At 40.2% G+C, this 15,615-nt stretch carries 11 protein-coding genes and 1 tRNA gene; 8 read left to right on the top strand and 4 right to left on the bottom strand.

Annotated elements, in window-relative coordinates; all coding sequences use genetic code 11:
* Positions 1–1,889 (top strand): CHAT domain-containing tetratricopeptide repeat protein (locus tag RM368_RS25205; protein WP_322696570.1); only part of this gene is annotated, 1,889 nt, incomplete at its 5' end.
* Between the two features lie 571 nt (positions 1,890–2,460).
* Here RM368_RS25205 and RM368_RS25200 read toward each other — a convergent pair.
* From RM368_RS25200 to RM368_RS25185, 4 genes are all read right to left on the bottom strand, one after another.
* On the bottom strand, positions 2,461–3,078 hold the full coding sequence (locus RM368_RS25200) for a 50S ribosomal protein L25/general stress protein Ctc (RefSeq protein ID WP_322696569.1): 618 nt from the start codon (positions 3,076–3,078) through the stop codon (positions 2,461–2,463).
* Positions 3,079–3,176: 98 nt separating this feature from the next.
* The gene (locus RM368_RS25195) at positions 3,177–4,520 is read right to left on the bottom strand and encodes an adenylosuccinate synthase (protein ID WP_322696568.1); all 1,344 of its coding nucleotides are present in this window, start codon (positions 4,518–4,520) and stop codon (positions 3,177–3,179) included.
* Between the two features lie 196 nt (positions 4,521–4,716).
* A tRNA-OTHER gene (locus RM368_RS25190) sits at positions 4,717–4,788 on the bottom strand.
* A 5-nt stretch (positions 4,789–4,793) separates the two neighbouring features.
* Positions 4,794–5,963 carry an SDR family NAD(P)-dependent oxidoreductase gene (locus tag RM368_RS25185; RefSeq protein ID WP_322696567.1) on the bottom strand — a complete coding sequence of 390 codons (1,170 nt, stop codon included), beginning with the start codon at positions 5,961–5,963 and terminating at the stop codon, positions 4,794–4,796.
* A 264-nt stretch (positions 5,964–6,227) separates the two neighbouring features.
* On the opposite strand from RM368_RS25185, the gene RM368_RS25180 reads away from it, so the two are divergent.
* The 7 genes from RM368_RS25180 to RM368_RS25150 all read left to right on the top strand — a co-directional run bounded on the left by RM368_RS25180 (position 6,228) and on the right by RM368_RS25150 (position 15,606).
* Entirely contained in the window at positions 6,228–8,426 is a 2,199-nt protein-coding gene (locus RM368_RS25180) for a PAS domain S-box protein (RefSeq protein WP_322696566.1), read from the top strand.
* A 706-nt stretch (positions 8,427–9,132) separates the two neighbouring features.
* Positions 9,133–10,083, top strand: coding sequence for an extracellular solute-binding protein (locus RM368_RS25175; RefSeq protein WP_322696565.1), 951 nt, complete (start codon positions 9,133–9,135; stop codon positions 10,081–10,083).
* A 57-nt stretch (positions 10,084–10,140) separates the two neighbouring features.
* Positions 10,141–10,752: a PEP-CTERM sorting domain-containing protein gene (locus RM368_RS25170; protein ID WP_322696564.1), complete on the top strand. Its 612-nt coding sequence runs from the start codon at positions 10,141–10,143 to the stop codon at positions 10,750–10,752.
* Positions 10,753–11,186: 434 nt separating this feature from the next.
* A complete protein-coding gene (gene modD, locus RM368_RS25165; RefSeq protein ID WP_322696563.1) occupies positions 11,187–12,038 on the top strand; it encodes a ModD protein in 852 nt (283 codons plus the stop codon).
* Positions 12,039–12,830: 792 nt separating this feature from the next.
* The gene (locus tag RM368_RS25160) at positions 12,831–13,508 is read left to right on the top strand and encodes a hypothetical protein (protein ID WP_322696562.1); all 678 of its coding nucleotides are present in this window, start codon (positions 12,831–12,833) and stop codon (positions 13,506–13,508) included.
* Between the two features lie 364 nt (positions 13,509–13,872).
* A complete protein-coding gene (modA, locus tag RM368_RS25155) occupies positions 13,873–14,802 on the top strand; it encodes a molybdate ABC transporter substrate-binding protein (RefSeq protein WP_322696561.1) in 930 nt (309 codons plus the stop codon).
* A 39-nt stretch (positions 14,803–14,841) separates the two neighbouring features.
* On the top strand, positions 14,842–15,606 hold the full coding sequence (locus RM368_RS25150) for a substrate-binding domain-containing protein (RefSeq protein ID WP_322696560.1): 765 nt from the start codon (positions 14,842–14,844) through the stop codon (positions 15,604–15,606).
* The last annotated feature ends 9 nt before the right edge of the window (positions 15,607–15,615 follow it).

The following is a 15,615-nucleotide window of genomic DNA, read 5'->3' as shown; positions in this document are numbered from 1 at the left end:
CACTCAATAACATCGGTGCAATCTACGACGATTTAGGAGAAAAGCAAAAAGCAATCTCATTTTACAACCAAGCTCTGCCCATTTTGCGTGCTGTGGGCAATCGCTCTGTTGAAGCCACTACACTTAATAACATCGGTCTAGTCTACGACGCTTTGGGAGAAAAGCAAAAAGCAATCTCATTTTACAACCAAGCTCTGCCACTATATCGTGCTGTGGGCGATCGCACTGGTGAAGCGACTACATTCAATAACATCGGTGCAATCTACGACGATTTAGGAGAAAAGCAAAAAGCACTCGATTTTTACAACCAAGCTGTGCCCCTTTGGCGGGCTGTGGGCGATCGCTCTGGTGTTGCTGTCACTTTGGGTAATATTGGTGTATTCTTCCAAAGTACAAATCGACCAACTGAAGCTATTACTAATTTAGAGCAATCTCTCAAAATCAGCTTAGAAATGCGCCGGGGTTTGCAACGAGAAAATCGCCAAAAGTTTTTACAAGAAAATGATGGAAGGGCAACTGCTTTAGTCGATGTCCTGATTAATCAAAAAAAATACGCTCAAGCCTTTGAATGGGTTAACCTATTCACTACAGCCGACCTTGCTGATTATACTCGCCTGATTAATGCCAAAGTTGCTAACCCAGAAGCACAGCAGAGCCTTAACGATTGGACTAAAAAAAATCAGCAATTGGAAGCATTGCGACAACAACTGCAAAGCGATCTCTCCCAAAGTCTCCCCGAACAAATTCGGCAATTAGAAGCACAAGTTTACTCAGAAGCCGAAAATATATCTCGCCGTTTTCCTGAAGTGGCAGAACTATTTGAAACTACACCCGCAGATATTAAAAATCTGACATCCTCCATACCCGCAGGAACAGTTGTAGTTCAACCTGTCTTGTTGACTAATGTCAGAAATATGCCTAATAACGTCGCAATTTTTATCTTCACAAAAGGCGAGTTGAGCGTTATAAAAAAATCTATTGACCCCACTGAATTTAATAAACTTCTCACCCAATACTTGAAAGAAATACAAGATGAAAGTAATTCTAACTACCGTGAAACTGGCGGGAAACTTTATGATATTCTTATTCGTCCTATAGAAGACAAAATTAAAGCTTTATCCCCCAAAGAACTAAGTATTATCGCTACTGGTCAACTGCGCCATCTACCTTTTGAAACTCTTTCCGACAGTAAAACCAACCAATTTCTAATCGAGAAATATCCTGTCAACTATCTCACTCGCATTTCCAATAATTCCCTAAAATCTCCAGGTGTGCAAAATGCCGTACCCCCCAAACTACAAGCTGTTTTAGCATTTGGTAATCCAGTACCCAGTGACCCGCAAAATCTCCCAGGTGCAGAGGCAGAAGTCAGAAGTATTAAGGAAATACTGCCAGACAGTGAAGTTTATATCCACAATGAAGCTACCCTAGAAAAGTTTAGATCCCAAGCATTGCGCTTTGACTTTTTGCATTTAGCAACTCACGGCTGTTTCAAAACTGAAGATTGCAAAAAAGTCAAGTTAAAAAAGAATACATTACTATTTGCTGACAAACCCTTAGACATTGCCAATGCTGCTCTTTTAGGGCTACAAGGCACACAACTGATTACTCTTAGTGCTTGTCAAACTGCTGTAGACACTAATTTGAATGATGATAGCACAGGACTTGCAGGAGTTGCTTATATATTTGAGCGTGCTGGTGCTAAAGCTGTGATGGCAAGTTTGTGGGCGGTTGACGATCGAGCTACTCAGCAATTGATGATTCAATTTTATCAAAACCTCAAGCAAGGTATGACCAAAGGAGAAGCTTTGCAACAAGCTAAGTTGAAGCTAATTAAAGACCATCCTTATTATTGGTCGCCATTTGTCTTGATTGGTGATGCACGTTAAAGTAATTCGTAATTAAGTACGTTAGGCTAAAGCCATAAACTGCGTAGATTGGGTTGAATGTTGAATTGGTATTATAGCCGTAGTCACATAGGTTAACGTGAATTCGACGGATCTAAAAAACCCCACTTCCATTCCTCTCCCCCGCAGGGAGAGAGGCTTTGAAACCATAATTTTCTCGTTGTCAACTAAGAATATTTCTGCCCTTTTCCGCGCCGGAGAGGGGTTGGGGAGAGGTTCATCGAACTGACGTTAGGTTAGGACATAATGACAAGCGTGAATGCTAGGAATAATAATAGTTCTACCTCCTGCCTCACTTCGACTACGCTCAGTGACCACCTGCCTCCTGCTATACTTCTGTCATATCATGTCGTCGAATTGACCATAATAAAAACACCCCACCCCCAACTCCTCCCCGCAAGCGGAGGGGAGACAAAGCGTAGCGTTGGCGGGGTGGGGTTCCGAGGGAATTAAGGGTAATTTAGCGGAGATGATATCATCTCTTTGCTCTGCGGGTTCAAATACAAAAAAACCAGGAGTTTCCCCCTGGCTATCATCAAAAATTATTACACACTTACGTAGCTTCAGAGGTTGTTTCACCCTCTGCTTCAGCTTCTTCCTCAGCAGCAGCGCTGATTTGCGGCTGCGAGACGCTAACTACGACTCGCTCCGGATCGCCAAGAACTGTCACACCTTGAGGCAAGACTAGCTCGTGAACACGCAAGCTGTCTCCGATTTGCAGGTTAGAGACATCAATTTCAATTATTTCCGGGATGTTTTCTGGCGCACAACTGACTTGCAATTCAGTGATAACAGTGTCTAAAAAACCACCTTCTTGTTTAACACCAACAGCAGTTCCCACATAACGCAGCGGTACTTCTACAGTGGTGTCGCCGTGGCCAGCAACCGCGAAAAAGCTGAGGTGGTAAGGCGTACCTTTGGCTGGATGGATCTGAAGTTCCCGCAGCAAGGTTTTACCGCGCCAAGGTGCATCAGCAATATTCAACTCAATCAAGGTGTTGTTGACGGAAGCTCTTTTGAGCAAACGCTCAACAGTTTTGGCTTCAATGGTCAAAGAAATGGATTCTGTACCCTTATGACCATACAAATTGGCAGGTATCAATCCAGCACGGCGCAAAGCTTTTGGCTTGCTGCCTTCTGGACGTTTTTGAGATTCGACTGTAATAGCCATAAAAGTTGTCCTTTGTCATTTGTCATTTGTCATTTGTCATTTGTCATTTGTCATTTGTCATTTGTCATTTGGTAATGATTAATGACTAATGACTAAATTTACGCACTAAGTAGGGTAGCAGGTGTACCGTCGGGGTGCAATAAAGCGCGTTTGGGCCCGTGGATTGGGTCTTCTACGATTATGGTTTGATCGCGGCTGGCTCCTAATGAGACGATCGCGATCGGAACTTCCATCAATTCGGCTAAGAATTTCAGATAATCCAATGCTGGTTGTGGCAAGTCTTCTAGGGTGCGACAGTGAGTTGTTGACACTTTCCACCCTGGCAAGGTTTTGTAGATGGGACGACATCTAGCAAATTGACGAGAACTGGTGGGGAAGTGTTCGCTGCGATCGCCATCTATGTCATAAGCGACACAAACTTTGATTTCTTCTAATTCATCAAGAACATCTAGTTTGGTCAGCGCCATACAATCCATGCCGTTAATCCGCACGGCATAGCGACCGATTACCGCATCAAACCAGCCACAGCGCCGTTTGCGTCCGGTGGTTGTGCCAAATTCTGCACCGCGATCGCACAATAATTCTCCTAACTCGCCATCCAATTCAGTGGGAAATGGCCCTTCTCCGACACGGGTTGTATAGGCTTTCGACACCCCAATTACCCGGTCAATCATTGTCGGCCCTACCCCAGTACCAACACAAGCCCCACCCGCCACCGGGTTAGAGGAGGTAACATAAGGATAAGTTCCGTGATCTAAGTCTAGGAGCGTACCTTGTGCGCCTTCAAACAAAATATTGCGTCGTCTTTGAATCGCATCGGATATTTTCAACGATGTATCAACAACGTAAGGCCGCAAGCGTTCTGCATAGCCCAAATACTGCTCAATCACCTCTTGTGGATCTAGAGGTGGCAAGTTGTAAAGCTTTTCTAAAATGACGTTTTTATAATTAATCGTCCATTCCAGCTGCTCGCGCAACCCATCCGGGTCCATCAAGTCTAAAACCCGAATCCCTGTACGTTCAGATTTGTCAGCATAAGTCGGCCCAATGCCCCGACCTGTTGTGCCGATCTTATAGCTTCCCCGTCGTTCTTCAGATGCCTGGTCAATCAATCGATGATAAGGCATCGTTACGTGGGCTGTCTCAGATATCAGCAGGTGGTCAGTGGAAATATTTAATTCTTTTAGTTGGTCGAGTTCTGCGATCAAAATCTGTGGATCGATCACTGTTCCACAGCCGATAATGCAATCGGTATTTGGATACAAAATCCCAGAGGGAATCAAATGCAGTTTAAAGGTCTGACCTTTAACTACAATCGTGTGTCCAGCATTGACACCCCCTTGGTAACGCACCACAACATCTGCGGAACGGCTGAGTAAGTCAGTTATTTTACCTTTTCCTTCATCGCCCCATTGGGCACCTATGACAATGACGTTAGCCAAGAGCTTATATTAAGAAGTAAAGTTTCCACAAACTATTATTATTAACATATTGCTTGAATCATGTCAATAATTAAAATACCGCAATTTATCGGGGTACTTAGGGATATATACAATTTGATTAAAAGGCAACGACGGGAATTGCACCCATATCTCCTGGTGTGCTCCAAGGAATTCTACTGTTTGAACTACGTTGCTGGGGCAGCGAACCGAATCGAACGGTTGCCTTCCGCTTTGAACGGCGAACGCTCTACCATTAAGCTACACTGCCAGAAATTACCAATCTATTTCTCTATAATCCTTAAATAATTTAGCAAAAGGTGTTTTACCTTGGTTAATTCCTAAATAAATTGGGTCACAAATGCGTGCAGCCGCATCATTGATATCAAAGGGAGGATAAACGCTACGTTCTTGCATGGATTTTGCTTGATGATAGGGGTGTTGAAAGCTAATCCATCCAGGGTCTACTGCATTCATAAAAATACGATGTTTAGCGTATTCTTTGGCACAGGTACGGGTCATTTGATTGAGAGCAGCCTTTGCCATATTGGTGTGAGGATGTCGCCAGGGTTTGTCAACATCGTTAAATCGCCCCTCCATTGAAGAAACATTAATAATGTATTTATTAGTTTCTTTGAAGTTGCTCATTAATTGCTTGAGTCTACTGTTAATCACAAATGGAGCGATCGCATTAATTATATGCACTTCCAATAATTCTAAAATGCTGACTTCATCATCCTTCATCAGCCAGCTATTAAAGGGACGCAAGTCAAGTTGTTGTCCATCATCGGTATACCCACCTAAAGGGAAAAAAGCCGAATTATCTACGCTGTCTTCGATAATTAAAGGAATTTGGGAGAGTAAAGCAGAATTTTCGGTAAATGTGGCTTGTTTTTCTTCTGTACTACCTAATAGTGCCGGATTCTCAACCTTCACTTCATGATTATGGCTTACTAACACCTGTATTGCTGGCGGTAGTTCCCCGAAAGGTAGTGATTCAAACTCAATTAAATGACGATAAAACGCAGGCGGATGACGTACTGTTTGTGCTGCATTATTGATAATAATGTCGAGTCGCGGATAAAACTTGCAAACGTGTTGGGTAAATTGCTCAACATTGTGGAGATGGCGCAAATCGAGTCCGTAAATTTGCAAACGATGTTGCCATTCTAGAAAATCTGGCTCTGTTGCGTACCTTTTTGCCGCATCATGAGGAAAACGGCTTGTTGCTATAACAGTTGCACCATTTCGCAACAGTCTCAATGCTACCCCATAACCAATCTTTACCCTGGCTCCTGTGACAATGGCAATTGTACCCCGTAAATCAGCAGTTTGTTGACGCTTGCTGAAGTTCAGATTTCCACACTCAACACAGAGTCCAGTGTAAAAACTATGACCTTGTAAAAAAGTTGTCTTGCAGACAATGCAATGTGGTGGTTTGGTCATTAGTCATTTTTGGTATTATTGCCTTGCATACCTGTAGCTCATGAGATTGAAAATGGCTATATCCCATCTAAACTGCATTGCCCATATTACTGTAAAAATGAATTTATATTAAAAACTAGCTGATTTATTTGTAACTATTATGTATAAATCATCATTCCAAAAAATCCAGATATTTACAACTTTAAGAGATTGTATTTTGTTACCCGTGTTATCGAAATCCTTAAAATATTCTCAATATTTGTTTTTAATATTTAATCTTAACTGATGAAAGGCATCTGCGGCAGAAAGGGCGATCGCACGATCAAAAAATGGTATCGAGTCCAAAAGCTGAAAGCAATATTCATCCTAGCATTGGCAGTTGTATTTTCTAATGCTGTAGTTTCGTATAGCAACACTGTGAAGTTGATTCACAACCAACAATGGCTAACATACTCTTATAAAGTTATTAGCCAAATTGAAAGTATCCAATTTACACTCAAAGATACGGAAACTGCACAACGTAGTTATTTAATTACAGCAGATGCAGATGATTTACAAACTTATCTTGCAGCCGAGCGACAAACGAATAGCAATATTCAGAATTTCAAAAAACTAACTGCCAATAACTATCAAAAGCAGCAGTGGATTGCTTTTCTGGAGCCGAAAATTACCAACAAGCTCAACATTTTACAACAAGAAATTTACCTCAAAAAAAACCAGGGATTAGAAGCAGTTCGGCAGCAAATCTTATCTGAGAAAGATAATCAAAGTAGTAAAGAAATTCAACAACTGATTAACGACTCTTTGAAAGCAGAGAAAAATTTATTACAGCAGGAAATGCAGCAGTCACAAGCAAATTCCCAAAAGGCGATAGTGACATTTTTTATCGCTGCGATTGTGGATTTGGTGTTGGTGGCGTTGCTATATGATTTGTTGTGGCGTTATCTCAGGCAACTTCAGCAGACAGAACTGGCCCTACGTCAAAGCGAAAATCGTTTACGCGCCATGATAGATGCAGAACCAGAATGCATCCAGCTAATTGCCAGAGATGGCACCCTTTTAGAAATTAATGCAGAAGGGCTGGCAATGATGGAAGTGGAAAGTGCTGATATTTTGATTGGTAAACCAGTTGATGCCGTAATTGTACCAGAGTATAAAGCCGCCTTTGCCGACTTGCATGAAAGTGTCTGCCAAGGTAATAAGGAAACTTTAGAATTTGAAATCGTGGGATTTAAAGGCACTCGTCGCTACATAGAAACTCATGCCGTACCGCTATATAACGAATCTGATGGCACTTTCATCCATTTGGCACTGACGCGAGATATAACCCACCAAAAACAAGCAGAACAGAAAATCCACGAACAAGGGTTGCTGCTAGATGTATCAACTGACGCGATTCTGGTGCGAAATATCCACAACCAAATCTTGTTTTGGAATCAAGGTGCTGAACGTCTGTATGGCTGGAAGGCTGAGGAAGTTGTGGGTAAGAATGTTTTGCAACTTTTGTATAAAGATTCACCACAGCTAGAAGATGCTTATTTGCAGGTGATGAATACGGGTGAGTGGCGGGGTGAGTTGCATCAACTGACAAGAGAAGGCAAAGTAATTATCGTTGAAAGTCGGTGGACACTGATACCAGATGAGAATGGACAACCCAAATCCATTTTGAGCGCGAACACCGAAATTACGCAACAAAAACAACTAGAAGCTCAACTTCTGCGATCGCAACGTTTGGAGAGTATCGGCACTCTTGCTGGCGGTATCGCTCACGACCTCAACAACATACTATCGCCAATTTTAATGTCAGTTCAAATATTGCAGAAGAAATTGCCCGATCCCCAGAGTCAGCAAATACTGCAAACTTTAGAAAATAATGTCAAACGCGGCGCTAATTTGCTTAAACAAGTGTTATCTTTTGCACGCGGTATTGAAGATAAACGGACAATTGTGGAAATTCAGCCTTTGATAGCAGAGATTGAGCAAATTATCGCTCAAACATTCCCCAAATCCATTATTTGCCAGATAGATATCCCTAAAAATCTCTGGTACGTTCGTGGAGACATAACTCAACTACATCAGGTATTGATAAACTTAGTAATCAATGCCCGCGACGCTATGCCCAATGGCGGTATTCTTCGGATTGCGGCGGAAAATCTGGTGATTGGCGAACATTCTACCCAGATAAATATAGATGCGAAAGTGGGTTCTTATATTGCGATCGTGGTGACGGATACTGGTATGGGGATGTCGTCAGAAGTCCAGCAAAGAATTTTTGAACCATTTTTCACCACCAAAGAGGTAGGCAAAGGTACAGGTTTAGGACTTTCTACGGCATTGGGTATTATTAAGAATTACGGTGGTTTTGTCAATGTTTACAGTCAATTAGGCAGAGGTACTCAATTTACAGTGTACTTGCCTGCCTCAACATTTAGAGACACACATTCGCTGTCTCAACAATTGGAATCAGTTATAAAAGACGGCTAACTAAACAACTTATCCCTCTTCTTTCGCAACTGCAAGAAAGAGAAAGTGGATCGGTCGAAGTTTATCTTAGTGAGATAATTGATTAACAGTTGGTAAAAGTTCACTGAGAAGCATATCGCTTATTTTGAGATGATACACGTTTAGTTTCGCTCAGTCACACATTACCCGCATTTCTCACAAGCTTGAAAGGAAGAAGGAGCAGAGGGGCAGAGGTGAAAGAACTTGTACAACAACTCTTCTCTGCACAAAAGCACAAGCGCAGGCTTCTCGATATGTGGTGAGAAATCTGGGTACAGTCGTAGTTATTCCTGAAGTCTTGTCATGCGCGTAATCTCATCAAGATAAAAAACTTTTTACTTAAAGTTTTGATAAAGTCAGCGTTTAATTACGTAGTTGAATTGATTTTATCCAACCAAGTTGGTATGATAACTTCAGTCGAAACACCAACTTGTATAAAAGCATACGCAATCAATACTGTTGAATAATTTATAAAGTTTAGACGCTCAGATCGAGGACTGTTTAAGCATTAGTTAAGCTGTTCCATATTTTTTAAATCATATATGGTCGTGTTGGCTGTTGAGTGTTAACTCTTGACTGTCAACTGTCAGCAGTCAATAAACCTCACTCCTTCACTATGCAATAAATATGTGTTTTAGCTTACCAAAAACGAGAAAGTAATTTTTTCCTTACTATGAGCGATTAAAAAATGATGAAAAAGTATTTGCTTGTCGCTTCACTGACTGCATTAGTTGTCAATCTTACCTTTACAAAACAGACTTTAGCAGCCACACTGGCTGCACCTCCTGAGGTAACTTTATATGCTGCTGGTAGCTTAAGGGGTGGACTTTCGGAAGTGAAGAGTGCTTTTACCAAAGAATATGGGATTTCTGTCAAAACAGAATTTGCTTCCTCTGGTTCATTGAAAGATAGGTTGTTAGCAGGGGAAAAGGCAGATGTCTTTGCCAGTGCGGATTTAGGTAATGCCCTTGCATTAAATCAAAATAACTTAAGTGGGGAAGTTGAAACCTTTGCCAGAAATCCTATCTATGCGATCGCTACACCTGAAGTGTCACTCACCACAGAGAATCTGCTTGATAAGTTTCTCGATACCGACGTTAAATTGGGTATTTCCAAACCTGTAAGCGATCCCTTGGGAGATTACGGGGTAGAAGTATTTCGCAAAGCTGAACAAATTCGTCCAGGCAGCTTTGCCCAACTGAATGATAAAGCTGTAATATTATCAGGAACATTACCACCAGAGAGGAATAGTCCGGGGGGTAGCATAGTCTACTATTTGCAAGATATCAACAAAGCAGACATCTATTTAGTTTATTACACCAGTGCTTTATCTGCCCAACAAATTTCACCAAGTTTACAGATAGTAGAATTGCCAGATAGCTTAAAAACCCAAGCTGACTATGGTTTAACAGTACTTAAAGATGCGAATCCTGGAGGTTCAAAACTAGCTGATTATATTCTTTCACCAACTGGACAAAAAATACTAGCAAAGTATGGATTTAATAGTCCGAAATCAGTTCCCGAACCTCAAGGGGTTGGTGGAATTTTACTTGCTGTGAGTGTAGCTTTTGCCTTGCAAAGAAAGTTAATTGCTGCCAAACAGCAAAAAGTTCAAGTAAGCAATGAACGTCATAGTTAGAAAATCGAAGAATCTGGTTAATTTTGAAATAAGCTGTTAGTAAATAAGAAATAATTTATGCTAAAAACAAAATTTTTTCAAAAACCATTAATGGTTATTCTGGGGTTAGCATTAGCTACTGTTTCTACCGCTCAACCCTCTAAAGCTGCTACCTTGACTTATCAGGGAGATACAACAAATGAACCGATTTGGCGGCGTGTAGCACCAGGGAATCCTCCCACTCTTATCAGTGGTGAAAAAGATGGGAATTTGGGAATGAGTGTACCTTACAGTGTATTCGATTTTACGGTCGATCGATCGGGTTTATATAATATCAGTGGTGAATCTGAACCTACGCCACCTGCCAATAGAAAATGGGATATTTTCTTAGCTTTATATCAGGATAGTTTCAATCCTACTGAACAATTAACCAATGTTCTTGTAGCAAGTACTACTACTAATGGTAGTACTGTTACTTTCAACCGAGAACTTCTTACAGGACAGAAATACTTTTTAGTTACTACTGGTCGTCGAGTCAATGATTTTGGCGAGTTTAGCAACACAATAAGTGGTTCGGGTCAAATTACACCAATTCCTGAATCAGATTCAATATCTGCTATGTTAGTCATGGGTGGTATAACTTTACTACTGTCTAAGCGAAAACTAGGTTTAAAAATATCGCATTTCTAAATCGTTTGTAAGCATATCTGCAACTTGTGAAGAAGTCGGGGATATGCTTACAAAGTAGGTATGACTGCTATAGTTGCACTCATATAATCAGAAGACTCTGTAAGAAAGCTAACTGCCTTTTGTATTGTTAGTTAGTTAACTACTTGTTTCCAGAAAATAGAGGCGATCGCCTTTTGTGTAGAAATAGGATTTTTACTATCGACTAAGCACCTGCATCGAGATTGTGAAAAAAAGCAATCCTGAGAGCCAATCGGCACTGTAGTCCAGTCGATGCTACTGGAGTTACCATGTGCCAAGAATTATCTAAGCAGTTATTTTTTTACCAACTATTTGGGACAATAGTAGTAATTATTACAATTCCTACAACTAAATGAGATTAGGTTAGTGGGAATATTGATTGAGCTATTTATTTGTCAGCCGATCATAAAACTAAAATGAGTGTTTTCTTCTCAGATGAGGCGATCGCTAGGTTAATTCAGGAAGATGTTCCCTACCTAGATTTGACAACCTACGGACTTGGCATTGGCAAGCAACCTGGTGAAATCGAGTTTTCTACTCGTCATTCGATGACCATTTGCGCTACTGAAGAAGCAGCCAGAGTATTAAAATATTGTGGTGCCGAAGTTCATTATCAAGTCGAAAGTGGTACAGTCTGCCAAGAGAAGCAATTAATTCTTCAAGCTAGTGGCACTGCTCAAGCTTTGCACAGTGGCTGGAGAGTTGCTTTAAATTTGATGGAATACGCCTCCGGCATTGCTTCGCGTACAAGAGTATTAGTAGATACTGCTTCATCTGTAAATCAGTCAGTTTCTATTGTGACTACTCGTAAATGTTTTCCAGGTACTAGAGCGCTTTCCATCAAAGCAGTTCTAGCAGGCGGAGGATTTTTTCATCGCTTAGGATTATCTGAAACAGTTCTGATCTTTAACCAACACCTGATATTCTTGGGAGGTATAGGTGGGTTAATTGAGCGCATGAATGAACTGCGACGACAGTTTCCAGAACAACATATTTGCGTTGAAGTAGATACACCAAAAGATGCTTGGATGGTTGCTGGTGCAGGTGTAGATTTAATTCAGTTTGATAAAATTCCCCTACTAGACCTTGAGCCTCTAGTTTTGAAGTTGAAGCAGCAGTATCCAAACTTAAAACTAGCAGCGGCTGGTGGTATTACCTCTGAAAATATAAAGGATTATGCTAGCACTAGTGTAGATATTTTAGTAACAAGTTCACCGTACTTTGGTAAACCATGCGATATTGCAGTCAAAATGACGATGGCAGAGTAGTGCATTTTGATATTTAGTTTGATACTTAAGATTGCAGTTGTTAAAACGTAAAAGTTGAGCCAGAAAGAACAGCGCTTAGGCAAAACTTAGAACGGAAGTAAATGGGCGTTTTACAAAGCTTTTAAGCAGTTAATGAAATAGAGCGATATAGCCATCTATCGCTCTATTCACTGCACCACGAATTGTAACTTTTATTTGGTGTATTGGTTGTATACACAAAGTAGTCTAGTCGCTCTATGGTTTTGCTTCAACTATAGTGTCGGGATAACTACAACCTTTCCCCATAACTCGGACAGTTTTCCAATTTACAGGTGAGTCTCACTTATAAAAAGTTTATTAGCTTGATAGTTACCTATTTATAAGGAAAACAACAACTTAGTTTCTATACAATATTAAGCTGAACTATTTTAAAAAGAAATAAAAATTAATTTTGTTTATATTTGATTACTATATTAGTTGGTATTTTACTCAATAAGTTGGTATTATCTTCATTAGATTACACAGATACACTTATCGATTTGGAAAAACGGAAATCTAACAAGAGGTTTGCGACTAACTTTGGCGTCAGGATTCATTAGTTTTTAATAACTCATATTAAAAACTAGCTATTTAGTAGCGTCTGGTAAGGAGTTGAAAGTTTAACGATAGAACCGTTTTTATTTTGATCTAACAGAATATATTGTCAAATTGCTCAATTTTGGCGATAAGGATACTAATTTTTTGTGAGCAAACGAGCTTTGAGCAAAACTATCTAATTCTTTGAATATTCAATAGTAAACGGAGAAATGTTTTATGCGTTTTACCCGCCAGATACCCATTGCGTCTCTAATGCTATCGATACTGGTTTTATGGCAGCCTACTTTAGCTGACTCAAAGAGCGATCTTCCTTGGGGTCGAGAAGAAAAAATACCTTCTGTCTGGGATAAAAATAAGTGTCTTGGAGGTTCTTCGCAAAGTTTTCGCTTGGGTGGAGAACTCAAGAATCCAGCCACTTATAACTTGCAAAAACTGCGAAATTTACAAGATGCTTTAAAAAAACAAAATCCAGCATTAGTTACAGAAACCACTGTGAGCTTTCAAACCGGCTCAGGGCCACGAACAGAAACATACTATGGAGTTCCTCTATGGGAATTGATTAATAATCCGAAAGCCGGAGGTGGTCTAAAACCTGGGAATTCGGGGGTGAATAGTAAAAACTCTTTTCTGAGGCAATATGTTCTAGTTGACGCCACAGATTGCTATGGTGCAGTCGTAGCTATTGGTGAAATTCAACCTAACTTTGAAGGGAAAACAGTGCTAGTTGCATTTGCAAAAAAAGGTAATGATGGTAAAATCGTGCCTTTAACAGACGAAGGATTTGCTCGTTTAGTAGTTCCAGGTGACAAAGCTGGAGGTCGTTACGTTAGTAATGTGACAAATATCGTCATATTATCTGCTTCTCCTTCTCCTTTAAAACCAAAATATTTCTGATATACAGACTAAGGTTGTCAATCTCAATAATATCAGCAATAACTTCTGGAGACATTTGTAAATCTATTGAGTTTGACTGGCGTAAAACTTGTTTTACGCCCACCATATCTTCAATAATTAACAAAGCCCAATACGGTTTGGATAAGCTGTTGAGGCAGGGGAAGAAAAAGAGTTATTGAGCAATAATTCTTTCTCAAGAACTGCTCAATAACTGCTTGCCTCAACTGAGAACTTTCTTAACTGAGGATTGTAAGTAACAAAGTCAACATTTGTCTATATGAAGTAATTGACATTTTTCCAACTAAGTTGGTAATGTGAGCCTTGAGGATAAAATACCTAAAAACTTGAAGATTTTAGCGAACACATGAAAAAATATTTTTTGACAGGTTCTTTGGCAGCTTGTGCCTTTAGTGTTCTGATACCAAATCAAGCTTTTGCTGGTAATCTCAACTTATATGGAGCAGGTAGTTTAAGAAATGCACTAACGGAAGTCAGCCAAGACTTTACCGAAGAAACAGGAATAGGAACGAATACAGTATTTGGACCATCAGGGATTAGAGAGCAAGCAATAGAAACAGAACTCCAACTGGGACAGCCTACTGCTGATGTCTTTGCTAGTGCAGATATTGGAAATCCCCAAAAACTCTACAGTAAGGGGTTGAGCAGTCAGCCAGTGGAATTTACTCAAAACCAGATTGTAGCGGTGTTTTCATCAAAGTATTCCCAGGCAAAAATTACACCAAATCAGGTGTTAGATTATTTACTAAATCCCAACATCAAGTTGGGAATTGCAACACCTATATTAGATCCTCTTGGAGACTACACTCAACAGATATTTACTCAAGCTAATTCAAAAAAACCTGGTAGTTTTGATACCCTCAATAGTAAAGCCTTGCAATTAACAGGTGGAAGGAATTCCCCAATAATCCCATCAGGACAAGACAGCTTAGTGTATTTTCTAGACAAAACTCAGCAAGCAGATGTTTTCTTAAGTTACTATACTGGCGCGATCGCATCGCAAAAAATTGATCCGAGCCTGCAAGTAGTTGGGCTACCAGATTATTTGTCTGTTAAAGCGCCATTTGGTTTAACAGTTCTCAAAAATGCTGACCCGAATGCACAGAAACTAGCAGATTATATTTTGTCAGAGAAAGGACAGCAAATTTTGCATAAGTATGGCTTTATGAGCCCCAGCAAATCAGTACCCGAACCCAACTATGTTTGGGGACTATTACTAGCTGCGATTATGGGTTTAGCACTTAAGAAGAAATTGGCAGAACAAACTGTTAAATAAGCTATCAAAAAATAGTACTAAACCCAAAGCTGTATAAACATGAAAAAATACTTACTCGCTGCTTCACTAACTAGCTGCATTTTTAACATAATTGTCAGCAACAAAACTTTTGCTGCTAGCATTGGAACCTCGCCTCAAACAGAACCTTCTTCAGTTGTTTTATTTGGTGCTGGCAGTTTGAGAGCAGGTCTTTCTGAAGTAGCTGATAATTTCACTAAGGAAAATGGTATTCCTGTAGAAACGAGTTTTAATCATTCTGATATCCAGCGCGATCGCATAATACAAGGAGGGGAAAAACCTGATATTTTTGCCAGTGCTGATACTGATAAACCACTCGAAGTATATGAGAAAGGTTTGGGTGGACCAGTGGTAAAGTTCGCTAGCAATCGTTTAGTTGCTGTCACTAGAGCTGATTCGTCTTTAACATCCAGTAACTTTTTGGAACAGTTACCTAATCTTCGGATAGGTACACCACCTGACACCGATCCTTTGGGATACTATGCACAGGTCGTATATAAAAAAGCCGATCAAATCAAACCAGGGAGTTTTCAAAAGTTAAATAAAAACACTGCTTTTTTCTCACCAAACAAAATAGAGAATCTGGGTAATTCAGGGCTGATGCCACAGGTAATACCACAAAACAGGAATGATTCAGGTGGTAGTATATATTATTCTTTGGAAGAAAGTCCTGAGCCAGTAGATGTCAATCTGGCATATTATACTAGCGCTTTGTTAGCATTACAAGTTCCATCTGATTCAACACAGCAATTCCAAATTCAAATTTTGACAACGGGTAGAGTCTAGCTTGAGGAT

Origin of the sequence: Nostoc sp. DedSLP03 (assembly GCF_034530815.1) — a bacterium.
Taxonomy (GTDB): Bacteria; Cyanobacteriota; Cyanobacteriia; order Cyanobacteriales; family Nostocaceae; genus Nostoc.
Note: the sequence above shows the minus strand (reverse complement) of the source record. Positions and strands in the feature narration are given on the sequence as shown.

Bases quoted from the DNA above. Each gene is read 5' to 3' on its own strand.
- RM368_RS25200 (WP_322696569.1), bottom strand. From the start codon at position 3,078: ATGGCTATTACAGTCGAATCTCAAAAACGTCCAGAAGGCAGCAAGCCA.
- RM368_RS25185 (WP_322696567.1), bottom strand. From the start codon at position 5,963: ATGACCAAACCACCACATTGCATTGTCTGCAAGACAACTTTTTTACAA.
- RM368_RS25180 (WP_322696566.1), top strand. From the start codon at position 6,228: ATGAAAGGCATCTGCGGCAGAAAGGGCGATCGCACGATCAAAAAATGG.
- RM368_RS25175 (WP_322696565.1), top strand. From the start codon at position 9,133: ATGATGAAAAAGTATTTGCTTGTCGCTTCACTGACTGCATTAGTTGTC.
- RM368_RS25170 (WP_322696564.1), top strand. From the start codon at position 10,141: ATGCTAAAAACAAAATTTTTTCAAAAACCATTAATGGTTATTCTGGGG.
- modD (WP_322696563.1), top strand. From the start codon at position 11,187: ATGAGTGTTTTCTTCTCAGATGAGGCGATCGCTAGGTTAATTCAGGAA.
- RM368_RS25160 (WP_322696562.1), top strand. From the start codon at position 12,831: ATGCGTTTTACCCGCCAGATACCCATTGCGTCTCTAATGCTATCGATA.
- modA (WP_322696561.1), top strand. From the start codon at position 13,873: ATGAAAAAATATTTTTTGACAGGTTCTTTGGCAGCTTGTGCCTTTAGT.
- RM368_RS25150 (WP_322696560.1), top strand. From the start codon at position 14,842: ATGAAAAAATACTTACTCGCTGCTTCACTAACTAGCTGCATTTTTAAC.